Genomic DNA, 24,303 nt, shown 5'->3' on the forward strand with positions numbered 1-24,303 from the left:
ACGCTGTAACTCTTTTAAGAACCGAAATCTATCGAAGATGTCAAATCATGTCGAAGCACTCATCATCCTTATATCGGCGGCCATAAGATCAAATATAAGATAACCGGAGTGATCAGGCAAAGGATTTTCGAAGAATTCATCAGCTGAACTGGACTTAAGACCAGTTGAAAATACAGTCTTAGGTAGGTGTCAGCCGGAGGAAAGGGAATGGTACGATCTTTTTGCAACAAATTCCAATTTCGAACGACGGAGGCTGATCTAATGAAAAGGAAAAGAGCCGCGGCGGGCTTGCTGGTTCTGGCGATGGCACTCTCGGCCGCAGTGCCGGTAAGCGCACAGGCTGGCGTCCAAGCTGCTGCAGCCACAGTGAGTGCGCCCGCTCTGGATGCGGGAACAGCAGCAGCATTTCTGGACCGTTTTTTTAAAGAGGAACAACAAGGAGCAGCGGCGAGTGCGGCAACGGTAACCGTAGTCAAGAACGGCGGCGTTATAGCAGAGGCCGGTTACGGGCAGAGTGACAGATTATCCGGCACCAAGGTCGATCCTGCGAGTACGCCGTTCAGAGTCGGCTCTGTGTCCAAGGTGTTTACGGTCATCGCACTGATGCAGCTGGTCGACCAGGGGAAAATCGGGCTTCAGGACAACATAGAAAAATATCTCGGCGGCTACAAGATCAAGAATCCGTTCGGCAAGCCGGTTACAGTGGAAATGCTGCTGACCCATACAACGGGCTTTGAAGTGAGAGATCCCACAGCAGCCAGCATTCTGTACGACCCTTCCGCCAAACCGCTTACGCTTAAAGAATCCGTGTTCGCCAATTTCCCGCCGGTCGTGCGCGAGCCGGGAACCTCTTACATGTATGACAACTTCGCTTCCGAGGTGGTGGGCTACCTCGTTCAGGAGGTCAGCGGCGAAGCTTTCAACGACTATATGAACAAGCATGTATTCGGGCCGCTGGGTATGACATCCAGCACCTTTGATCCGGCAGGCAGCCTGGCCTCACAGCTTCCCGACGTGTATGACGCCAGCGGTAAGAAAACGCCGTTCTACCGCCTGTCGCCGGAAGTGCTGCCCGAAGGCAGCATGATCACCACGGCGAAGGACATGTCGCGGTTTATGATCGCTTGGCTGAACGGCGGCAAGACGGCGGACGGACATGCGCTCCTGTCTCCTGCCTCCGTAGAGGCCATGTCAACCTATCATGTGTCAATCAACCCCGATGTCCCGGATATGACTTACGGATTCGAAGCGCCCGCACCGCTGGCAGATGCCAATGGCCGCCGCATCATTGCGAAGGGCGGCAGCATACCGGGATTCCAATCCTATCTATTCCTGCTGCCTGACGAGAAGACCGGCGTCTTCGTCTCGGCTGTGACAGAGTCGGATGTAACGCAGCAATTATACGCAGCCTTCATGGATGCCTTCTATCCCGGAACGGAAAAATTTGGCGACCCGGGATATAAGCCACAGCCGCAGTCAGAACTCAAACGGTTCGAAGGCATTTACAGCGACCTGCGATTAGGCATCTTGCTGAACAAGATAACGGCCAGCGGAGACGGGACGCTGACCAGCAGCAATCAGGCGGGCCTGCATACGACGCTCAAGCAGGTGGGAAGACTGCTGTTTGTCGATGAGAATGGCATGCCGATGGCGTTCAAGGAAGACAGCCAGGGCAATATCGCCTATCTGAAGTACAGCAATCCCGGCAGCTATGCAGGACGGCTGGCCGAAGGGACCGGCTTCCCGGATGTACCTAAGGATCATCCGTACGCCACGTACATTTACAGCCTTCAGTCACTCGGCGTATTAACAGGTGATCCGGCGAAGCCATTCGGTCCGAATGAGCCGGTAACCCGGGAGGCCTTTATCCACGGCATCATTAGCCAGTTCAGGCTCCCCCCGTCCAAGAACAAGCCGGTCTTTAAGGATGTAGCGAAATCGCCATATGCTGCGGAGATCCAGGCGGCGGCCGAGCTCGGATTGCTGTCCGGTACTGGCAACGGCCTATTCGAGCCGCAGCGCGTCATCAAGCGGGAGGAAGCGGCCATGATAACGCTGAAGCTGCTGCAGATTTCCGGATATCAGCCACAGAAGAGCAGCACCAAGCTGGCAAGCGGAACCTCGCCGTGGGCGGAGCAGGCCGTGAAGACGCTCATCGATCTTCAAATGCACGGACCCGAGGTTGCGGAGCAGAACGGACGGTATGACTACGGCTCGCAGAAGGGTTTGACGAAAGCGGAATTCACCGCGATCCAGTATTACCTGGTGCTGCCGGAAAAATCGCTGATTCCCTGATTTTCGATAGAACGCACAGATGCTTAATCGCATAAATAGGCCCCCTCAGCAGTTGAGGGGGCCTTGTGCATATAGAATTTTGAAATACAACATTTTGAATTACAACATCTTGAATTACATTTTACAATTTGTCAGCCCATTACTCGCTGCGCAGTGCTGCAACCGGATCTTTCTTCGCGGCCATCTTGGCCGGAATGAAGCCGCCGATCATCGTAAGTCCTACGCTGATTACGCCGAGAATGAGCGCATGCAGCGGATTTAACTGCGCTACATTCGATAGATCCGTCAAATTTTTCAGGATCGCATTGACCGGGATCGTCAGCAGATACGTAATGCCAATCCCCAGAATACCTGAGCAGGCCCCGATAATGAACGTCTCGGCATTGAATACTCGCGTAATATCCTTCTTGCGGGCACCCAGCGCGCGCAGCACTCCGATCTCTTTCGTCCGTTCCATGACGGAAATATACGTGATAATTGCGATCATGATCAAGGACACGACCAGAGAAATTGCCGCAAAAGCAATCAGCACCAGCGTAATCCCATCCATAATACTGCCGGAGATACTGGTAACAATAGCCGCCAGGTCGGTATAGATCACCTGATCTTTGGTGTCACGCCCTTCATTCCACTTGTCCAGATAAGAGATAACCGATTCCTTGGCACTGAAGTCAATCGGGTACAGCGAGACGGAAGTAGGGATATCTGTTGCTCCCAATGACGCAAGCGCCTCCTCTTTGGTCAAGGAAGCAGCGCTCCCTGCTGCGCCGGCGCCAGCACCCATTCTCTCTAGCGGACTTCCGCCCGCTACGGCTGAACCACTGCCTGACGCCTCATCAGACAATGCCTGACCGGTCAATACGTTGAAGTCTGCTTTCTGCTGAGCCAATACAATTTCCGACTTCTGGGCATCCGCTATAAAGGCAGCGGCAAGCTCATCCGAATAAGCAATGCCCGGATTCAGCGAAGATACGCTGCTTCCTTCCTTGGCGCGAAGCACCCCGACGATGTTCAACGTCTCTGCTTTAGGACTGTTGTACAGCTCCATTAAATTCGCCGCTGTTCCGTTTACGACAAATTGTTCGCCATTTTTTCGGTAATAGTCATTGTTCATGACGAGCTTCAGCTTCGTTCCGACGAGATCGCCCAGATCGATGCTGTCCACTTTATAATCCAGTCCCAGAGCAGATACCGCTGCATCGGTCAGGCGGTTATATTCATCCACGATAAGCACGACATCATTCTTGCCCGCAGGGAACTTACCGTCCAGCACATCATAATATTGCTCCAGATAGCTTCCCGTTTCACTTCCCTGTTTGCTGGGATACGCGGTCAGGCTGATTCTGCTCTTATCCAGAGCCGTCGCCTTTTCTCCATCCGACACCAGTACATTCATATTCACGCTGCGGGTATAAGAGATTCCATCAATGAGCGCCGGATCGATCTTATTCAAATAGTCGATATATTCCTTGGTCAGCACATTGGTGTGCTGCCTGGAATTCTCGCTGGGGTCATAGGGATACAATTTTTTCTCTGTGGGATAGGAGGGAAGCTTCGATTCTCCCTCGTCCGGCGGCCCGATCTGCACACTCGTTGCCGTCTGATTAATCGAGATCGGGAAGTTGGAGAGCGCCCCGGTTTCGTACGAGCTGATCTGCTTATCGAATCCATTCGACAGGGACAGAATCAAGGCAATGCCGATGATTCCGATACTTGAAGCAAAAGCGGTCAAGCCCGTCCGCCATTTCTTGGTCGCGATATTTTTACCCGATAATTTCAAGGCCGTGAAGAAGCTCATGCTGGTTTCCTTCAGCTTATAGGAGCTTGTGGTCTTTTGATTCGCCAGCGGATTGCTGTCCGATACGGCATGACCGTCCGAGAAGCGGATGATGCGGTCCGCATAGCTCTCGGCCAACTCCGGATTATGCGTAACCATGATGACCAGCTTGTCTTCCGCAATGGTCTTGATCAGTTCCATGATTTGCTCACTGGTTTCCGTATCCAGCGCACCCGTAGGCTCATCCGCGAGAATAATATCCGGGTTGTTGGCCAGAGCACGGGCTATGGCTACCCGCTGCATCTGTCCCCCTGAGAGCTGGTTCGGTTTCTTATGGATATGATCCTTCAATCCGACCTTCTCCAGGGCTTCAAGAGCCTTACGGTGTTTCTCGGCCGAAGCCACCCCACTGAGCGTCATTCCCATTTCCACATTATCCAAAAGACTTAAATGCGAAATCAGGTTGTAACTTTGAAAAATAAAGCCCACACTATTGTTACGGTATGCGTCCCATTCACCGTCTTTGAAGTGCTCCGTCGATTGTCCGTTAATGATCAGCTCTCCGCTGTCATATTGATCAAGTCCGCCGATGATATTCAGCAGTGTTGTTTTGCCTGATCCACTCTGGCCCAGGATCGCGACGAATTCACTTTTTCTGAAATTCAAATTGACCTTATCCAGCGCAACCTGCGTGAATTCACCGGTCCTGTAGCTTTTCGTGATATTTTTCAATTGCAGCATTTTAACCAATCTCCCTTTCCATCCGCGTAATCTTCTATCTCTGATCTCTTCTTGCTGCCCCCATTGTAAACGTCTAATATAAACTAAACCTCAACAATGCAGTTGAGATTCAGTTGATCTTGATGAGATACACTTTAACAATCTATACTCTGCATACAACGACCCGCTTAGGAGGAGAGCTTATGTTTAATGTGCTTGTGGTTGAAGATGATAGTAAATTGCGCCAGCTCTTCTGTACCGTTCTGACCCGAAATGGATACCATGCCCTACCGGCGGTGAACGGCGAGGATGCCCTGGCGGTACTTGATAAAGAATATATCGATGTAATTATCTGCGATATTATGATGCCTCATATGGATGGGTTCGAGCTGACACGGACGCTTAGGGACAACAACCAGCAGATCCCCATTCTTATGGTGACTGCACGGGAGAACTTCGCGGACAAGCAGCAGGGATTTCTCGTCGGAATCGACGATTATATGGTCAAGCCGATCAATGTGAATGAAATGGTTCTTCGTGTGGGGGCGCTGCTCCGCCGGGCCAGAATTATCAACGAACGCAGGATTGTATGGGGGGAAACCATCTTGGATTATGATGCGCTTACTGTTTATCAGGGAGAGGAGAGCTTCCTGCTTCCGCAGAAGGAATTTTACCTTCTCTATAAAATGATTTCCTATCCGAATAAAATCTTTACCAAACAACAGCTGATGGATGAAATATGGGGGATGGATTCCGAGTCCGACGAGCATACGGTGGTTGTCCATATCAACCGCTTGCGTGAGCGCTTCAGGGAGAGTACCGACTTTGAAATCGTTACGGTCAGAGGGCTGGGTTATAAGGCTGTGAAGCTGGGATGAGACGTCAAAAAAATAGAGGCTTGTGGTGGTATTTTGTATCGTTGGTGTTTGTTATTATTCTGTTTTTTATCTTGATCATGGCGATTCTGGCTTATCTATACTTCCAGATCGGCAATAATACTACAGTGCATAAAAATCCCTTTCCCCCCATTCTGCTTATTGTCTTGTTCAGTCTGGTCATCGGGACAACCATTACCATCGAGGTCGGCCGGAGAATATTATCCCCGATTAAGGATTTCAGCAATGCAGCCAAGGAGATCGCCAACGGCAACTTCGACATTTATTTGAATGAATCGCACCGGGTCAACGAGATCAGCGACGTAGCCCATCACTTCAATATAATGGTTCAGGAACTGCGCAGCATAGAGACGCTCCGCAATGATTTTGTGGTCAATGTATCGCATGAATTCAAGACGCCCATTGCGGCAATCGAAGGTTACGCAACCCTCTTGCAGGAAGACAATCTTAGCAGAGAAGAGCATGACGAATATACCGGGATGATTATAGAGAGCGCCCGGCAATTATCCACCCTCTCCGGCAATATTCTCCGGATATCCAAGCTGGAGAACCAGGAGATGCTCACAGAACTGACGGAATATCGGCTGGATGAACAGCTTCGGCAAGCCTTGCTGCTGCTCGAATCGATGTGGACCCCCAAGCAGCTAAATCTCAATATTGATTTGGACGAGTTGCGCTATTATGGAGATGAAGAGCTCATGATGCAGGTGTGGCTCAACATACTCGGCAATGCGATCAAATTCACTCCGGAATACGGAGAAATCTCGGTTTCTCTCCATCTCGACGGCCCCTGGATTTCGGTAGTCATATCCGATACGGGCATCGGAATGCCGCCCGGAGTCCGCAAGCATATTTTTGAAAAGTTCTATCAGGGCGATCCTGCCCGATCAGCCGCAGGCAACGGCCTCGGCCTGCCTTTGGTTGCCCGCATTATCAGCCTGAGCAGAGGAACGATTGAGGTAAGCAGTGAACCCGGGCAGGGCTCGACCTTTATGGTCAGGCTGCCGGCGGTAGCTGGGGGTTGATTGAAGTGTTGGTCGGGCGGCGGCATGCGGGTGTGAACATGCCGCCGTCGGGCCAGCCTTACTGTAATTGATAAGCGGGAGTTCCGGGGCTCTGCTTGAAGCAAGGCGCTTGCCTAAAGCAAGGCCCCTGCCAGGAGCAGGGCTGGAACAACCGCTGCTATTGCTAATGAAATGACTCTCCGTACTATATTTCGCCTTTAAATGAGTATTATTTGCTTGAAGAAGTAGATTTCCACTCTTCATTCAAGATGGCATACTGATACGCATCGTGCCATAAAGGCTGCCCGTCATCTGTTCTTCTAAAAAAAGCTTCTTTCTTGAAATGGCCCTCACGGCGCATATTCAATCGCTCCAGCAATCTCCAGGAAGGTGCGTTCTCAGGACTGCACAAAGCCATCACCCGATGAATACCTAAATCTTCGAACCCATATTTTAGAATTCCTTGGCAAGCCTCAGTTGCATAGCCTTTTCCATAAAAAGCAGGGTTAAAGATGTAACCTATCATCCATGTATTAAATTCAGCAGGTTCTTTTTGCCCAAAATAAACATGACCGATCATTTTATTGGTATCCTTCAAGCTAACTGCCCAGAAACAATCTCCCTCCGCACGTTCCCTAGCTATATACTTGCAATCCTCTTCACTGCTTACACCGTCTGGCTCATATTTAAGCACCTGCTCCTGAGATAAATATTCGTGCAAATCGCTCCAATCGTTCTCCGAAAATTTACGAACAATGAGTCTTTCCGTTTCCATTACCATCTGTTATCAACCTTCCTTTTCAATTGATATTTTTTAGAAATTAAAATCTATTGAGAGTTCAGGATTACTCCAGTTTGGGGTATCCAATTCTCCAGTTGCTTCTCCGGCTACAATGTTCCTCAATTTGTTGATGCGTTCATTGCTGGTATTTCGATTAGGGCCCAGATTCATTTTTTCTTTAATACAATCATTGAATGCTACAATATAGTCCTTCACCCGATCCAGCGTCCACCCTCTATGCAGCAATGCGTAAATACTCATATAATCAAAGTCCTGCTGTGGAAGCCAGATCGAGTTTTTAACCTTCATAAAGATCTCATCGATTAGGTCGCTGGCTTCACTAGCCTTCATTCCCGCATGCGACCATTCAAATTGTGAATTTTTAATTTCATATTTATCTTTTTGGGCCCAGATAGGAGTAAAGGGATCACAGTACCAAAGCTGTGTTCTAAAAAAATCCGGTTGGGTCGTTTCAACAAATGAAACCGTATCTTGCACCGTTTGATAGGTTTCACCGGGAAAACCGATAATAAAAGAAGCGTAGGTGAAAATTCCAGCTTTTTTCAACAATTCAATTCCTCTTGTATACTTGTGCAGCGAGGCTTTTTTATTCATATTGTTTAGAACCATTTGATTTCCTGATTCAATACCAAGAAAAACTCCTTCGCATCCGCTTTCCTTCATCAATTCAATCGTTTCTTCATCAGCGAATTGGCAGCGGAAGTGGCTGTTCCATTTGAAACTGTATTGTTTACGGATCATGAGCCTTAAAATATCTTTGAACCGTTCTATCGGAACATTGAAAGTATCGTCGATAAAGTTGACAGAGGTAACTGTTTTCAGACTTTCGATTTGATCGAGTTCTTTTTCGATCTCCGCTATCCCCGCAGTCTGATATTGTCCTGCATGCTGGGGGAACCCACAAAATGCACAGGAAAAGGCACAGGAAATGGAGGTTCTCACCGATAAAAAGTTTCCAATGTCATGCTTAAACAATTCCCAATTGACTCTATTTTCCTCTATTCGGTTATCCTCTTTCCTAATTTCATTCTTTCGGTATTCGCCGTCCATGAAATAAGATAAGTTATAGATAGGATCCAGGCTGCCTCCCGCTTTTATTGCCTGTATTAATTCTACTAAAGCAGCTTCACCCTGAGAGCTGTTTATATAGTAATCCCCGCCAATAGATTCACATAAATATTGTATAGTCGCTTCATCCTGTACTTTCATTTGTGTTGCTACAAACGGACCACCCAATACAACCTTGGCAGTTGTATTATATTTTTTTATAAATGACATGATTTCCATTATAGGCGTGGCCGAAATATAATAGGTTGTCGGTATAATAATGGATACGTAATCGTTCTCAAGGAGCTTGTCCTTGAGTTTCTGTTGTTCTTCCTGGAATAAATTCACATAGTCAAAGTTTAACCCGCGATTGTGTAGAAATGTGCCCAAATAAGCTATGGTTGGACTAAACACAGGATAGGCAGAAAGCTCGTCCTTATGGTCTATTTCCGACTGCAGAACATTATAGAGTCCTGAAGCCGTATATAGACGGTCGTTGTATTGAAGAAAACTGAGGTTTAAATCTTTGTAAGCCCCCGATTTTGTCCCCATAGCATGAAGCTGACGCTCATATTCACTAAACTTTGTTTGGTTATGCCCAATGAAAAGGCAATCATATTGATCCCGCATAAAACACCTCTTGTGTATCAAGATCTTGTAATTTTCAGCGCATTCTGTTGGAACAGATTGTTCACGGCCTGGATCACATTATTTCGGCATCTTTCTCGATCTCCATAGCTCATTGTTAGCTTGTCAATGATTTGAGCGACGCTTTCCTTTCCGCTGCACGCTTCTATAAAATCGTTCAAAAATTCATCAAAGTTAAGCAATCGAGTCTGTAGCTTCCATTCGTCCCTTAAATAAACCAGCGGTTCATCTTGCTTGTTTTTCTTCCAGATTTTAAGGACCTTTTTATTGATTACAGGAATGCAGTTCATTAATGCTTCCTCATCATCAATAGGGAAGAAGTTGTAGTTCTCATCCTCTTTCAACCCTTTTATAATTCGATATCCGAAACAACCGCCATGGCAGATTCCGCTGATTTTATATTGGCAGTCTTTACATTTATCGAACAGGTCAATGTCCAATAACAGTTCCGAGCGTTTATTGAAATATTCCGCCATTTCATTGATATTTTGAAAGTTCTCCATGTTCGATCTTAATACGGAGTATAAACTATAACATCTCCAGGACTCTCCATCCTTGCCAATATCCGTTACCGCGCTGCATTTAAACTTAACGCCTGGTTGTACAAGCAGCAAGTCCGCCAATTCTTCCTTGGTATAGGCACAGGGCGGCAGATAACCGCAATCCGGATTGACCTCAAAGCCCTGTTTAGAGGCATCCATAACAAAGTTATAGACTACCTTCGCACATTCACGAAAATCCTTATCGGGGTCAATATTCCAGGAGCTTTGATCTGTAACATTCGGAGCAGCTACACTGTAGCGTATATGATTGATTCCGAATTTTTTGGCGATGTCGAATATATAAGAGTAATCAAACGGATATTTATAGATTGTGAATCCGACAAAAGCCGTTTCCGGGTTAACCGACCCCAGCGCCGCATGTAATTTTTCCACCTGGGCTTCCGTATATTCTTCCGGCTGCAGAATATTAAATAAATAGATGATCCGCTTCGATTTCTCGAACGGTAGGCTAGAGAAATAGTTGCATACTTTCTCCGGCCATAGCCCGTTTGTCAACACATTGATATATTTCCCTCTGACCGCAAGCATTGAATCCATAAAATCACAAAATTCAGGATGAATGGTAGGCTCTCCGCCGCAAATCGTAGTGACGATATTGCTGTCGAATTTCAGAATTTTGTGGAACTCATCCTTTGACATATTGTTGATGCTATGCCCCTCCGCGTTCCGGCTTTCTGTTGCGAAGCAAAACGGGCACTGGAGATTACACGCGCTGTTGATGATTACACTTGCCATAATTACGATTCCACTCCCATTTTCTCCAAAATGCATTGCGATAGTTTATTTACATTTTCAAACAGACTGTAATCCAATTCTTCCTCATCAAATGCAATATTAAATTCCTTCTCACATTGGACAACAATCTTGACAAAGGAAATAGAATTGACGCCTAAGAGAAGTAAATTATCTTCCTCAGAAATTTCCTCGAACGACTCTTCATCGCCTTGCAATGTTTCAGCCAGTATCTTTTGCAGTCTATTTATAACATCTGTCTTCATATTCATCCGCATATCCTCCACAATTTCAAATCTTATTTATTTGACCTGGTCAAGCACATCTTTCAATGTCCCTGTTTCACTGGCAGGGATTACAAGTAACAATGCCTTAAGCTTCTCTAGCATATCTACAATGATTTCGTGACTGTAGTGCCCTTGATTATAACTGATAAGTACCGACATCCTTTCTCCCGGAGTTACATAGATTCTGAGTTGCACATTCATTTGGGACACACGGTCCTGGACACTCAATCGAAAATCGCCTTCATTATCCTGTATATCCAAATCCATTGGGAAGTTTTGATAAACCAATGTCCTGTCATGAATTGCCTGTCGAATCAAATCCAGGGGAACTTTCCCCCACTTAGCAATATCCTGTACGGTCACATATTCATAGCGGCGCATATTTAATTGCTTCTCTTGCAGATCCTTCATCCATGCAATGAGAGATGCTCCCGGGCGAATGATAGTCCGCATAGGCAGCACAGTAATAAAAATGCCCACCATAGATTCTATTCCTTTGATCCCTTGTGAACGTCCCGATGTTTCAACCCCTAATATGAGATCGTCCTCACCTGTTATCTGTTTCATGAGAAGCGCCCAAGCCGTTTGCACAATGGTGTTGACTGTCAATCCTTTCAGTCTGGCAAAGGAACCGATCCGTTCTGTATCTTCTCTATCGATCCATATTTCTGCAGTTCCCATGACATATTGACGGCTGCCGGACTGATGATCCCGTTCCGTTTTACTCTGGACCTGATAGCCCTCAAATTCTTGATGCCAGAATTTTTCAGCGTTATCCGCATTCTGTTTTTGAAGCCACTTAATATAATCAATGTACCCCCTGGATTCTGACACATAGGGCTGTCCCGCTCTAATTGTCCGATAAGCGGACAACAACTCGTTGATTACAATATTCATGCTCCAACCGTCTAACAATGAGTGTTGGAAATTCCATATGAACCGATAATCATTATCCTTAACTTTTGCCAAACAGCTGCGCATTAACGGTGCATGATCTACTTTAAATCCCATTCGTTTTTCCTCATTAATATAATTTTTCTGCGCCGCTTCCACTTCATCCGACTTAAAATTGGTCCAGTCCAATATTTGCAGGGGCATGTTTACTCCCCTATGAACCATTTGCAAGGGGGACGTTAACCTCTTCCACACAAATGCTGTTCTTAGTATGGAATGCCGTTCGATAACGATGCTCCAGGCAGTAATAAATGACGGGATATCCACGTATCCCTCCAGTTTAAAAATGAGCGAGAAGACGTCGTGACCCTTTTTGTAGGCTACGATATTTTGCGACAATATCATGTTCTGCATAGGCGAAAGCGGATATATCGCTTCAATATTGGGATTATTCTGTACAAGTGCTTTAACCTGTTCACTGTCTTTCTCGTCATAAATATATGTCTGTGTGCCAACCTCAGCCATTTCATCATCATGGGCAGGCTGCATCTTCATCTCGGAAGAAACGGCAACAAGTTGGGCGATGGATGGAAAGCGGAGTATCTGATCCATATCGACCTTAATTCCCGATTTATTCAACCGAGCCGCAATCTGTATTGCTTTGATGGAGTCAATTCCTAATTCGAAGAAGTTATCGTCTACTCCTACCTGTTCTACCCCGAATAATCCCTCCAGAATTGACGCATATAACTGCTCCGTCTCATTTCTTGGAGGAATAAATTCAGCAGTTAAATTCGACCTTTGATACTGCGATGCCAAGAACTTCTCCGCTCCATTATTGATTGTTTCCATTGAATGCTTCTTTGCCGGACTGTCGCTAGAATGAACAATGGACATTTGCGTAAGACGGTTCTCCACTGCTGCACTGACAACCTCCAACAATCCGTCTGCCCGCAATTGGCTTTCTTGCTTATCTTGAGCAGAATAACGGATAAATGTACCGTATTCACCCCGGCGTATCACTCTATGCAGTATATAGGCCTGGTACAATTCGCTTACGGCATTGATGCACAGCAGATTCTCCTGCGGCATCGTCTCCGGAATTGCAGAAAAGATAATCAATGATTCCGCTCGTACCTCTTCCAACGCCTGGTCAATAGTTTCAAGCTCATGTACTTCCGCTTCAAGGCTTCGCTGGGATGGGAAATACAAGATGCCTTTGACCGCTTCGCATTCTTCACTTACTTGCTGCAAGACAGAGCGAAGCTCATCCGTTTTTCCGTCGTTTTTTAACCAATGCATGCTTTTGGCTGTTGCCCTTTCAGCTGCTCTTTCGGCTGCGCTCTCGGAATTTTGGGCAATAATAAGCCCTATATCCGACAGTGCTTTCTGCTCAGCAGTTGAAGGGTAGGTATAAACACTTGTTAATTGTAATTTACGGAATACCTCCTCCCACTGGCTAAGCCTCAATAAAGGCGAGGTTGGTCTTAGCGAAGTGTCATCAAAATACCACCATCCCTCTGCCAGGCCATCAATGAGGTCAAACCATCGTTCCGAATGAACCGATTCTATTAAAGCAACAACGCCATAGGGAGAAAGTAATCTCAGCAGATTCGACAGGCTCTCTTCAATATTTCTTGTTGCGTGCACTACATTCAACCCAACAATGCAATCAAAACTGGATGGAGCGAACCCTTGGCCTAGCGGGTCTCTTGAAATGTCTAGGGTAGCAAAATTTATGAACTTCCAATTTTTGAACGTTGGATTATTTTTCGCTTGCGATATAAAATAACTTCCGATGTCCGTAAAGAAATACTCGACATTATAGTCTTCAAGCGCTGGAGCCACAACCTGGGTCAATATGCCATTCCCGCCTCCAACCTCGAGTATTCTGAATGTCTTGGATTTCGGAGCCTGTTCCACCAGTTTCAGAATAATATCCTTTAGCAGCGTACAATACAGTCTGGAATAGCTATGCTCAATTGCTACCTTATATTTCTCCTCCGAAATGACCGGCTTCCCTTCAGGGTACAATACTTGGATTGCTCCCATCTTCCCGGTAAGTGCGTCGGGATAATGCCCAATGCAATAGTCCAGCAGCTTAAAGAAACCGCTAAAGTCAGGATACATGGTTAGAGCCTTTTCCTTGAGAGAAGCGGCATCCTCCACTTCTTCAGCATTTTTCAGAAAAGTAACAAGATTCCCGTCCAGTTCCGCAATTCCATCATCAACGAGCATATTCAGCATCGCATCATACAGTTTCCGGAAATCAGGAATAATTCCGTTGATTCTAAATAAGTCATCCTTGTCGAATTGGCTTCCTTTTGCCAAATGTAATGCATTACGTTTTATGAAGGAGTAGACATAACTTGAACAGAGCTTGTTCGACAATTCTTCCAGTCCATGATGCTGTTTAATCCCCTTGATTTGGAAGGAATTGATTAAAGCGTACTCTTCTTCAGCAATAAAGACTTGCAGAGAGTCAAGCTTTGCAGATGAAAGGGTATGATCATTTTCTGTTATGTCTTGATGCCGGGATATCCAAACAACATCTGACCCTCCGATTTTCGACTGAATCTCTTTAGCGAGAGCTTCCGAAAATTCGTTGATTTCCCCCATAAATACATATGTTCCTGCCTCCAAGGCAAGCTTGGCGGAGGGCTGCCGAACTACGGCTTGGGTTGTACACACATACCTTGCCTGTCCTCGTAAAGCAATGCTCTGTGCATCCGAGTCATTCCATAACTCCCTGAAGATCGGAGTAGTAACCTCTCTCGGTTGTTGCCTGTCTTGTTCATCGTATGAAATATCTATACTGCACAGACGCAAGTGCGGCATTCTTCGGGAAAGATACTTGAGAGCACCCCACGCAGTCGCTTTAAGCGGAACCGATAGACCATCTCCCGGCAGCTGCTGCATCCGGTTTGTAACAAATTTAACAGTGAACTCCTTGTCGGGATATTGTCTTGTCAGTATCTCGGCAAGATTGATCAAACTATAGTATCCGTTATTCATAAGATTTCCAGAATCGAATACATTCCAAAGATGAAAAAAGCAAGTTCCCATATTGCCTGTTCGCTGAAGTTCATCTATCAGCAATTCATAATCCTCTGCCTGTTCCGGCCGAATTGCGTATAGACGATCATTCCTTTTTTCAAACCGCTTGCCCGCCTGAACCTGACAGAAAGTTATCCCAGAGTCAGAAAGTTCCTCCAAAATTCGGTCTACTAGCACACCAGGATCTCCAAAAAGGACACAAGTCGCATTAGGATGGGGCACATATCTAGAAATCGCCGGTTCCAACCTCCAGTATTCTGTAAACCAACTTTCCGTATTATAGAGAGCTTCCCCTGCTGTTTGCTTATTCTGTAATGTCCTGATCTGCCCCACCGGCACACGATAGGGTTGGGAGTCAAAGGGATATGTAGGTAAGGGCAAACGATTTCTTTCTTCATTTGCATACAATACCGGCCAATTAATATCCACCCCTTGCAGCCACAGCACTCCTATCTGCTCAACAAAAAAGTCGTAGGCCGTTCCCTCGTAATCGGGGGACTGGGACAGAATCAAAGAACATCCCCGGCTTGCATCCGGAGCTGCTTCTCTTGGCCAAAGACCGACAACAACTGAATTCGGATCAATAATATGCTCCGATGACGTTTGATCAAGGGTTTGAGGAAATATGCATTTTAACCAGTACTCTGAATCCGTCGCTTCCCGTGGTGTTATCATTCTTCCAGTGACTCTCGAGAGGAACGGTATTTTAGGTATTCCAAATTGAATCTGTTTCAGCTTGCGCATAATTTGTTGTTTCAGAAAGTCAGTATCGTGGCCTTGCAAGCGCTGCACCAATACCAGCAGATCAATTGCATCTTCGAGAGGGATAACCTCAGCTATACAGGCAGCCAGTAGATCTTCTCCGGAATCTTGAACAATTGTGGCAGGCGTAATTCCCAGCCGAATCAAGGTTCTTGTAAATGCCATCTCATATAAAAATGCAGCAATATACGTCAATTTCGTCTTTTCGAAATCAACGAAGTTCGTAATTTCTGCCGGAAGATCAACATTTCTCCTTACCAATGCCAGACAGTGGTCCATTTCATCCCGAAAGCAAGGCAGTTCTTGATAGAGCGCCCATCCTCTTTCAATTACAAAATCGATCCCGCTCTGAATAACATAAGTAATAGACCGTTCCTCATTTACAATAGAAGTCAACACATCGCCTTCAGGGCCGGCCATGTGCTCCAAGACTTCTTGCACAGTGCTGCCTATCAGCAGCTTTCTGTGTTTAAAGTGCTTCCTGCCAACCTGCAGCGTAAAGGCTACATCAGGAAGGCTGCTTTCCGGCGAGTTATTCAAATGCTCGATCAATCGGGTTGTGGCCTTATTCAAGGACTCCCTTTTTTGAGCCGAGAGCACAAACGCCATCTTTTTTTGCCGCCCCATGTCCTGACCCTCTTGAAACTCGACAGCTGGCGCTTCTTCTAAGATTACATGCGCATTGGTTCCGCCGATTCCGAATGCACTTACCCCGGCCCGCAATGGATAAGGTCCATTCTCCATTTTGGCGGGTTCAGTATTCACATAAAATGGACTATTAATCAACGGAATTCTCAGATTTGGGGCTTCAAAATGAATGAGTGGCGGTATCGTTTGATGTTTCAAAGAAAGCGCCGTTTTGATAAACCCCGCTATGCCAGCGGCCGCATCAAGATGGCCAATATTAGCTTTAACTGCTCCCAAGGCGCAGAATCCCCGCTTTTGGGTGTCGAACGCCTTGGATAAGGCTTCAATCTCCGTAGGATCTCCCAAATTGGTCGCTGTCCCGTGGGTTTCCACGTAGCAGATCGTATCTGCTTCCACTTTCGCCAGTTGCAAGGCCTTCCTGATGACCGTTGACTGGCCTTCAATGCTTGGAGCGGTGTAACCAACTTTTCGATCCCCATCATTATTAACAGCTGTTCCTTTTATGACAGCATAAATATGATCATGATCTGAAAGTGCATCTTTCAGGCGCTTAAGTACCACAATACCTGCTCCGCTGCCCCCAACGGTTCCTTTGGCACTCATATCAAACGGTCGGCAATGTCCATCGGGTGACAGAATCATGTCTTCTTCATATAAGTAGCCTTCTTTTTCAGGAGTTATCACCGAGACTCCTCCTGCCAGCATCATTTTCGCCTCACCTGTCAATAACGCTCTGCATGCTTGATGAACCGCTACCAGCGATGTGGAACAGGCCGTGCTAAGGACGTAGCTTGGCCCTTTCAAATTAAGTTTATAGGCTACCAAAGTCGCCAGAAAATCCTTATTGGCTACCGGTAATTTGGCGTTCTCCTGTTCATCCGAATTCATCCAAATCATGGGCCACTTTACGTTTTGAGAAGCGCCTGCAATCAGGCCAATTGCTCCATTATAGATATGAGGATTATACCCTGCATCTTCAAGCGCCTCCCAGGCACACTCATGGAAAATACGGATCTGCGGGTCCATGACTAAGGCTTCTTTGGGAGTATATCCAAAAAAGGAGGAATCAAAGTACTCCGCATCATTTAAAATTCCCTTGGCTTTAATATAATTCGAATGTTCGAGAAGTGTGGGCTCAATCCCCTCTGCTTCCAATTCCTCATTCCGGAAAAGGGAGATTGACTCAACACCATTCGTTATATTTTGCCAGAATTGATTTATATCTTTAGCACCAGGAAACCTGCAGGCCATCCCTACAACAGCAATTTCCAATCCGGTCAAGGTACTTTGAACATCTTTCTTACTCATCGTCATCACCAATGAACTTCAATAAATTTTCATCAAGTAGCTGCATGGATTCCTCAATCTCCAAATCGACTTGCTCAATCAATGATCCTTCGCTCATAAAATATTCAGCAAGATAAGCTACTGTTGGGTTATCAAAAATAACTGTAATGGGAACCTCTTGTTGAAATTCCTCTTCCAGCCTGGCAGCCAGCCTGAGAATATCAATGGACTTTCCTCCGATATCAAAAAAGTTATCCGTGATGCGCATGTGCTCTAGGAACAAAACTTCCTTCCATATCATCAGAATTCTGTTTTCCAGATTATTTTGTGGAACTGGGGAAAAATAATCTTCCTGTGCCCTGGCAATAGCGGGCATCCGGGATAACCCCTCGTAATCCACCTTTCCGTGAGGGGTCGTCGGGATAGATTCCACAAAGATGAACCGGTCGGGCACCATAAATTGAGGCAGCCTGTTGCGCAAGAAAATCTTTATCTCTTGATCGGTTGTCTGTGGATCTGCAACAATATACGCAATCAGTTCTTTCTCCCTGTCCTCCAGGTTCTCTCTCTGGCTTATTGCTGCAATTGCCCGTTCAATTCCGGGAATCTGCAACAACTCATGTTCAATTTCGGTCAGTTCAAGCCGATATCCCCGGTGCTTCACTTGACTATCTATCCGGTTGATATATTCGATGTTTCCATCATGATTCATTTTGGCCAAATCGCCGGTTCTATACATCAGAAGCCCCTCTATATAAGGGTGACTGACAAATCGCTCTTCCGTTAACTTCCTGTTTCCGAGGTATCCCTTTGACAGACAGGCACCGGCGATATATATTTCACCTGTAACGCCAGTCGGTACGGGATGCAAAAACTGATCGAGCAGATAAATCATGCAATTATCCGCAGGTCTACCGATCGGAACCGATAGGCCAGTATCACTCTGCTTGTCGAAGATGTGGATCATACATCCAACAGTCGCTTCAGTAGGGCCGTATTCGTTGATAATTTCCACATGTCCTTCAAAAAGATCATGAATCTCATTCGCCAGCTTTACAGAAAGGGACTCGCCGCCTACAATAAATCGTTTGATACCTTGACCGGATAACTTCATGTGCTTGACCAAACTTAAATGTGAAGGAGTCAACTTAACGGCACCTATTCTCTCATCCTGCAGAACTCTCGCCAAATTAAGCGTATGATCAGCCTCTCCGAAAACGATAATAGAATTCCCGGTAATTAACGGTGTGAAAATGGAGGTGACCGTTAAATCAAAAGCAACCGAGGTAAATAACGGAAAGTTTATTTCCTCATTTCTCACATAATTGTTTGCAGCCCACCAGACGTAATTCATCAGGCTGCTGTGTTTGACGACAACCCCCTTGGGCATTCCTGTCGAACCCGATGTATAAATAACATAAGCAGTGTCATCAGGAATGCATCTCGAGGTAAAAGAATAAAGAGCTTCTGCAGGTTCGTCCTTCAAGCAGCTGTCAATCGCCAGGATGTTGACCGCTGATAATTTTTGCTGCATCCAAAGATTGGATTGGGCAATGACCTCGGTCGTCAGAATAGCCTGGGCTTGGCTGTCCGAAAGTATATATTCCTTTCTTTCTTGCGGATATTCCATTGAAATTGGCAGATAAGCGGCGCCTGTCTTCAAAATTGCCAGGATTGCGATCACTAGCTCAACGGAATTATCCATCAGCAAGGCCACCACAGATCCACTGCCTATTCCCTTGTTAGCCAAACGATTGGCCACTACGTTGGACCGATGATTAATTTCGTTAAAGGTTCTCTCCTGATCGCCCCCCAGCACCGCTAATTTATCGGGTCTTCTATGTGCCTGCTGTTCGAACAAGCTGACAACTGTCGCTTTTGCAGGATACTCTGTTATCGTGGCATTGAAATCGTTAAATACATGACTTTCTTCTACCGGAATGACATTATATTGATGCAGTTTCTTGCCACCCTGGCCCTGGCCGATCTCCAACAGCAAATTTTTAAAGCATGCGGCAAAATACCGGATGGTGGAAGACCTAAACAGTTCCGTGTCAAACTCAAATTCCAAACTGAAACCCGCTGTTTCCTCTAAGCAGTGCAGCGTCAAATCAAATTTTGATATTTTTCTGTTAAATTCATATTCATTGATCGACAATCCAGGAATGTTAAATTCCGGTATATCTATATTTTGATAATTAAACATAACATCAAATAGTGGGTTTCGATTAAGCACTCTGCCAATAACCAAATCGTTGACCAAATTTTCATACGGATATTCCTGATTGTCGAAATCATTAACCGAGTGATCTCTGACCAACTGCAAAAGCTCCATAAATGTCATTTCCGAGTCCATTTCAAGCTTGAGTCCCAATGTATTCACAAACATTCCAATGATAGAATCGAACTCGGCATTCCTGCGGCCGGACACCGGTACGCCTACAATTAATTGCGATTGGTTTGTCATTTTATATAGAAATAGATAAAAAACACTCAACATAACCATAAACGTGGAAGCCGATTGTTCATTAGCGATATTTTTTAAGTGATGCAATTCCTTGGCATCAAGGGCGAAGCGGTAGCTGTCACCGTAAAAAGCCTTCTTATTCGGTCTTTTAAAATCATAGGGAAGATCAATCACCGGAATATTCCCGGCCAGCCGTTGCAGCCAATACGACCTTTGCGCGTCTAGTTCATTCATTCGATTATTTTGCCAAACAGCATAATCCTTATATTGTATTTCCGGTTTCGGCAGAACCGCATCACCATACAGTTGCATAAACTCGTCTATTAATATTTGCACCGATATACCGTCAGCGATAATATGATGGATAATAACCAACAATATCAAGCGGTCCGCAGCCATTTGAATACAGCCCGCCTTGATCAAAGGCCCGCTGGATAAATCAAACGAAGAATTGTAGTTATCAATGATTCTCCCAATGCCTTCCTCACTGATTTCTTGGGAGTTCAAAAGATCAATGTTAAAGGGTTGTTCACCATGTATTTTCTGATATATGACGCCATCTACGCACGGGAAGACAGTCCTGAGGCTATCATGTCTCTGTATAAGCTTACTTAATGTCGCCTGTATCTGTTCCAGATGGATTGTTCCCTGCAGTTCCATAGCAGACACCAGGTTGTATGCCGTACTCGCAGTGTCCAATTGCTGAAGGTAGTAGATTCTTTGTTGCGCAGAGGACACCGGGTATAATTCCATCGGTGTTGCTTTCGGAATAGTCAACGTTCCTTGTTGTTCTTGTTTTGTGCTTCTTATCAAATCTGCTATCTTTCGAATGCTCAGTCGTTCAAACACATCTACTATAGAAATTTTGACATTCATAAGCTTGTTTATCTTGGCCACTACTTTGGTAACATTCAAAGAATGTCCGCCATATTCAAAGAAACTCGCGTCTATTCCAATAATCTCCTTCTCTGTAGAGAGCACCTCGGACCAGATCTCAACTAATCTACTCTCAACTTCATCGGTTGGAGCGGTGTATTGGGATACAGGTGTAATAGACGGCTTAGGCAACCGGTGCATGTCAAGCTTTCCGTGAATGGTCAGCGGGATTTCATCAATTTCCACAAAGCTTGAAGGGATCATATACTCAGGCAAAGCCGAGGAAAGGAACTTCTTTAATTCCACACTTTCAATCGCTTGGGCCTGGCTCTTCCTAACATAATAAGCCCATAGCATTTTTTCCTGATTCCTAGATTCATTGCCTTCCCGTTCTTTCGCGATAACTACCGCAGTATGAATATTTGGAAATTTTATTAGAGCATTTTCAATTTCGCCCAATTCGATACGGTAGCCTCTGATTTTAATCTGATGGTCCGATCTTCCCAAAAACTCTAAGTTCCCGTCGGGCAACCAACGAACCAAATCACCTGTCTTGTAAAGCTTCCCTTCGTTCTCAAACGGGTTGTCAATAAATTTTTCTGCGGATAGACCATCATTTCTTAAGTAACCGCGGCTCGATACTCCGTCTCCCGATATACATAACTCGCCGACCGTTTCAAGAGGCTGCAGCGCATTATACTTATTGAGGACATATAGCTTCGTATTCATAATCGGTTTACCGATAAGCGCTTTTCCGTTCAACGGGATATCTTTGCAGAACGTCGACAAAACAGAGCATTCGGATACACCGTACTCTATAACAAGTTCAGTGGATTTGAATTTCTCTTTGCTTTTCAGAATAATATCCGGACGAATGCGATCTCCTGCCAGCACAACGGTTCTTACCGATTTGAAATCATCGCCGGAAAGATGTTCGAGCATCTCTTCATAAAGTACAGGAACGCTGGCGAAATGGGTCACCCCGTTTGTTCGGATAGCTTCGCTCAACATCTCCATATCATTCGCCCGGTTATCTTCCAAAGTGATTATGGTGGCCCCTGCAATCAGAGGCGTAAAGAACGTAGCGACAAAACCGTCGAAGCCGTATGGATTCAATTGCAAAATCACATCAGTTTCATTCAGACCATGTTCCATCCGTCTAAATTGCAAAGTGTTGATAACATTTCGATGTTCAATCAATACTCCTTTGGGCTTGCCGGTAGTCCCCGAAGTGTAGATGACATAGGCAAGATTCTCCCACTTAGCCCTCTCCTCAAGATTACCGTCATGACAAAGGTGAAGTGGAAGCTGATGGAAATCGATCAACTGAACATCCTTCATTGCGAGCCGATGAGCAAAATTGTCTACATCTGACAATACGAGAGTCGTTCTGCTGTCCTGAATAGTATATTGTATCCGTTCATCCGGATAGCTGGGGTCCACAGGCAAATATGCAGCTCCGGCCTTCATAACACCAAGAATCGAAGTATACATCTCCAGAGAAGGGGTCATCACCAGGGCAATAATGTCATTATTAACAACTCCGCATTGCCGCAGATAACGAGCGAGCTGATTCGCTTTCTGGTTAATTTCATCATAGGTTATATTGTCATAGGCAAATCTATCCCCTTGCTGCTTCAATAAGGAGATGCACACTTGTTCAGGATGTCTAATCACTTGCTCCTCGAACAAATCAATGATTGTTTGGTGTTCCCAATTGCATCGTCTCGCATCATTGAATTTATACAGTATCGTATTCATCTCATCTGCGCTCAGCACATTGAGATCAGCAATCCGCACCTCCGGCTTGTCCATAACTTGTGTCAAAATAGATTGAAACGCAGCAACAAATCTCTCGGCTTTTTCTTCAGTGAAGAGATGGGGACGATAACGGAAACCACCTTTTATTTGTCCATCGATCTGATGCAGCGAGAGCACCATTTCATTACTTTGTTCGGAGAGTACGGAAGCCAGGGTAGCCTCTTCATGAATATTCTCGTAATAAAACATGATATGAAACAAGGAGTGAACAACATCTTGATCCAAATGTTCCATGATTTTGCGAATGGGATAAAATTGATTTTTATAGCCTTCCAGTACGGTTTCTCTGACTTGAATCAGGAACTCTTTGAAGGTTGAACCTTCTTCTATTTGATCCCTGAATACAACACAATTATTGTACGTTTGATCGCTTGCTCTCAGCGTTGGCGATGCTACGCAAATATCTTCGTGGTTCAAATACCGCGACAGCGTAAGCTTAAATACGGCCAAAAGTATCACATATATAGAGAGATCATTGCTTTTGCTCAAATATATTACTTTTTGTGCCAGAGACTCTTCCAGGCGAATATCTTTTTCAAAATAATGGTTGACGTAAGTTGAATTAGTATCATCCAGATAGAATGTTTGCGGTGTTTCGCAGGATAATTTAGTTATCCAATAGTTTTTTGCCTGCTCAAATATCTCTGTTGTTTCCAAAACATCTTTGCTCAAATGTTCCCCCACCTTTTGCCCAAAATCATAACCACTTACGGAAAGAACTAAAAATTAAAATCAATGTGGAGCTCTCCACCTGTCTTCTCTTCTTCCTTGGCCGCGGGCTGGATGATACGGTTAAATTTATCGTATTCCTTATAGAACGTATTAGAGAGCTCGATAATTCCCTCAGCTTCGCTATGATCAATTACCTTTTTTGAGAAATTTTCACAGTAGGAACAAACAGAGCAATCCCTACTACAAAATTGTTCGTTTTTATAAAAAGGTTGAAGAAACTTATCCAGCTTTTTATTATCGAGATAGATTTTAAAGTTATTTAATGGATGGAACATATAGATAATGTCCATCAAGTCTCCGTCGTAATCCTTGTCAAAATAAGCCTTTACCGCCCGAACCGGATCTCCTTTTAAAACAAGGTTCCTGCCTTGCAGCTTGAAATAATGTATACCGATCGAAGTGTAATATTCGATATCTTCCGGTCTTATCCAGGAAATCCTCAATAAATTACTTACTTTTTTATACCGTTGCAGCACACACCGATGCTCGAAATAGTTAGTGCTTATTTCATCGGTACAAACAGTGGAATCACCGCTGACCTGATTATAATGAAACATTCTGTATACGCAGTCCATAAGACAAATGGGATTGACGATTACCTCTACCTTGTCGCCGAACGCATTAACGATTCTTCTCAAGGCCTTAAAATCACGATTAATAGATTCATCAACTACAATACGTTCCAGACCTAAATCCTTATAAAAGCTCGCCTTGTTTGCATTGGTAATTTGGCATAAAGTGGATGCTTTAATCTTAAAATCGTATCCTGAAGCCTGTATTATTTCTGTCAGGGAAGGCAGCGCCGATGTGATCGACCTTACCCCGGCGTTGTAAATATCTTTTAAATATTTTTGGATAAGGTCTACGCCATCACGGCTAAACTCCTTTTTATTAAGGTAAGGAGCATTAATCGTATAGTTAAATTCGATATTTTTTGTATTGGAATACGCCACATATGCCTTTAAGTCCCAAAGGTCCACCTTGGGAA

12 protein-coding genes (1 of these 12 cut by a window edge) are annotated in these 24,303 nt (G+C 45.1%); 3 read left to right on the forward strand and 9 right to left on the reverse strand.

Features of this window, described 5'->3' with window-relative positions; all coding sequences use genetic code 11:
* The first annotated feature begins 261 nt into the window (after positions 1 to 261).
* Positions 262 to 2,295 (forward strand): serine hydrolase, encoded by a 2,034-nt coding sequence (locus KIH86_RS25315; RefSeq protein ID WP_223081036.1) that lies wholly within the window; start codon positions 262 to 264, stop codon positions 2,293 to 2,295.
* A gap of 139 nt (positions 2,296 to 2,434) precedes the next feature.
* Here KIH86_RS25315 and KIH86_RS25320 read toward each other — a convergent pair whose 3' ends face one another.
* Positions 2,435 to 4,813 (reverse strand): ABC transporter ATP-binding protein/permease, encoded by a 2,379-nt coding sequence (locus KIH86_RS25320; RefSeq protein ID WP_223081035.1) that lies wholly within the window; start codon positions 4,811 to 4,813, stop codon positions 2,435 to 2,437.
* 182 nt (positions 4,814 to 4,995) lie between these two features.
* Between KIH86_RS25320 and KIH86_RS25325 the strand changes: the two genes are divergently transcribed.
* Both KIH86_RS25325 and KIH86_RS25330 read left to right on the forward strand, forming a co-directional pair.
* A complete protein-coding gene (locus tag KIH86_RS25325; RefSeq protein ID WP_223081034.1) occupies positions 4,996 to 5,670 on the forward strand; it encodes a response regulator transcription factor in 675 nt (224 codons plus the stop codon).
* 77 nt (positions 5,671 to 5,747) lie between these two features.
* Entirely contained in the window at positions 5,748 to 6,713 is a 966-nt protein-coding gene (locus KIH86_RS25330) for a HAMP domain-containing sensor histidine kinase (protein ID WP_223110733.1), read from the forward strand.
* Positions 6,714 to 6,921: 208 nt separating this feature from the next.
* Here the strand turns inward: KIH86_RS25330 and KIH86_RS25335 are convergent, their stop codons facing one another.
* The 8 genes in view from KIH86_RS25335 to KIH86_RS25370 are tightly spaced (at most 47 nt apart) and all read right to left on the reverse strand, a layout consistent with a single transcriptional unit that may run on beyond the window.
* Positions 6,922 to 7,473, reverse strand: a complete 552-nt coding sequence (locus KIH86_RS25335; protein WP_235775598.1) for a GNAT family N-acetyltransferase — start codon at positions 7,471 to 7,473, stop codon at positions 6,922 to 6,924.
* 33 nt (positions 7,474 to 7,506) lie between these two features.
* Positions 7,507 to 9,171 (reverse strand): PhpK family radical SAM P-methyltransferase, encoded by a 1,665-nt coding sequence (locus KIH86_RS25340; RefSeq protein ID WP_223081032.1) that lies wholly within the window; start codon positions 9,169 to 9,171, stop codon positions 7,507 to 7,509.
* A gap of 17 nt (positions 9,172 to 9,188) precedes the next feature.
* On the reverse strand, positions 9,189 to 10,487 hold the full coding sequence (locus tag KIH86_RS25345) for a radical SAM protein (protein WP_223081031.1): 1,299 nt from the start codon (positions 10,485 to 10,487) through the stop codon (positions 9,189 to 9,191).
* Positions 10,488 to 10,489: 2 nt separating this feature from the next.
* A complete protein-coding gene (locus KIH86_RS25350) occupies positions 10,490 to 10,756 on the reverse strand; it encodes an acyl carrier protein (RefSeq protein WP_223081030.1) in 267 nt (88 codons plus the stop codon).
* A gap of 30 nt (positions 10,757 to 10,786) precedes the next feature.
* A complete protein-coding gene (locus KIH86_RS25355; protein WP_223081029.1) occupies positions 10,787 to 17,440 on the reverse strand; it encodes a condensation domain-containing protein in 6,654 nt (2,217 codons plus the stop codon).
* A complete protein-coding gene (locus KIH86_RS25360) occupies positions 17,433 to 23,255 on the reverse strand; it encodes a non-ribosomal peptide synthetase (RefSeq protein ID WP_223081028.1) in 5,823 nt (1,940 codons plus the stop codon). Before KIH86_RS25360 ends, KIH86_RS25355 begins: the two co-directional genes overlap by 8 nt.
* Positions 23,256 to 23,302: 47 nt before the next feature.
* A complete protein-coding gene (locus tag KIH86_RS25365; RefSeq protein ID WP_223110734.1) occupies positions 23,303 to 24,268 on the reverse strand; it encodes a U32 family peptidase in 966 nt (321 codons plus the stop codon).
* A gap of 8 nt (positions 24,269 to 24,276) precedes the next feature.
* Positions 24,277 to 24,303, reverse strand: the final stretch of a protein-coding gene (locus KIH86_RS25370) for a condensation domain-containing protein (RefSeq protein WP_223110738.1). Its footprint extends 777 nt past the window's final position; 27 of the gene's 804 nt are visible here — the last part of the coding sequence; its start codon lies beyond the right edge, outside the window; it ends in the stop codon at positions 24,277 to 24,279.

Origin of the sequence: Paenibacillus sinensis (assembly GCF_019904155.1) — a bacterium.
In the GTDB taxonomy this organism is placed as follows: domain Bacteria; phylum Bacillota; class Bacilli; order Paenibacillales; family Paenibacillaceae; genus Paenibacillus_AQ; species Paenibacillus_AQ sinensis.

Excerpts from the sequence above, each read along its gene's own strand:
- KIH86_RS25325 (WP_223081034.1), top strand. The coding sequence starts at position 4,996 with ATGTTTAATGTGCTTGTGGTTGAAGATGATAGTAAATTGCGCCAGCTC.
- KIH86_RS25315 (WP_223081036.1), top strand. The coding sequence starts at position 262 with ATGAAAAGGAAAAGAGCCGCGGCGGGCTTGCTGGTTCTGGCGATGGCA.
- KIH86_RS25355 (WP_223081029.1), bottom strand. The coding sequence starts at position 17,440 with ATGAGTAAGAAAGATGTTCAAAGTACCTTGACCGGATTGGAAATTGCT.
- KIH86_RS25330 (WP_223110733.1), top strand. The coding sequence starts at position 5,748 with ATGGCGATTCTGGCTTATCTATACTTCCAGATCGGCAATAATACTACA.
- KIH86_RS25345 (WP_223081031.1), bottom strand. The coding sequence starts at position 10,487 with ATGGCAAGTGTAATCATCAACAGCGCGTGTAATCTCCAGTGCCCGTTT.
- KIH86_RS25350 (WP_223081030.1), bottom strand. The coding sequence starts at position 10,756 with ATGAATATGAAGACAGATGTTATAAATAGACTGCAAAAGATACTGGCT.
- KIH86_RS25340 (WP_223081032.1), bottom strand. The coding sequence starts at position 9,171 with ATGCGGGATCAATATGATTGCCTTTTCATTGGGCATAACCAAACAAAG.
- KIH86_RS25320 (WP_223081035.1), bottom strand. The coding sequence starts at position 4,813 with ATGCTGCAATTGAAAAATATCACGAAAAGCTACAGGACCGGTGAATTC.
- KIH86_RS25335 (WP_235775598.1), bottom strand. The coding sequence starts at position 7,473 with ATGGTAATGGAAACGGAAAGACTCATTGTTCGTAAATTTTCGGAGAAC.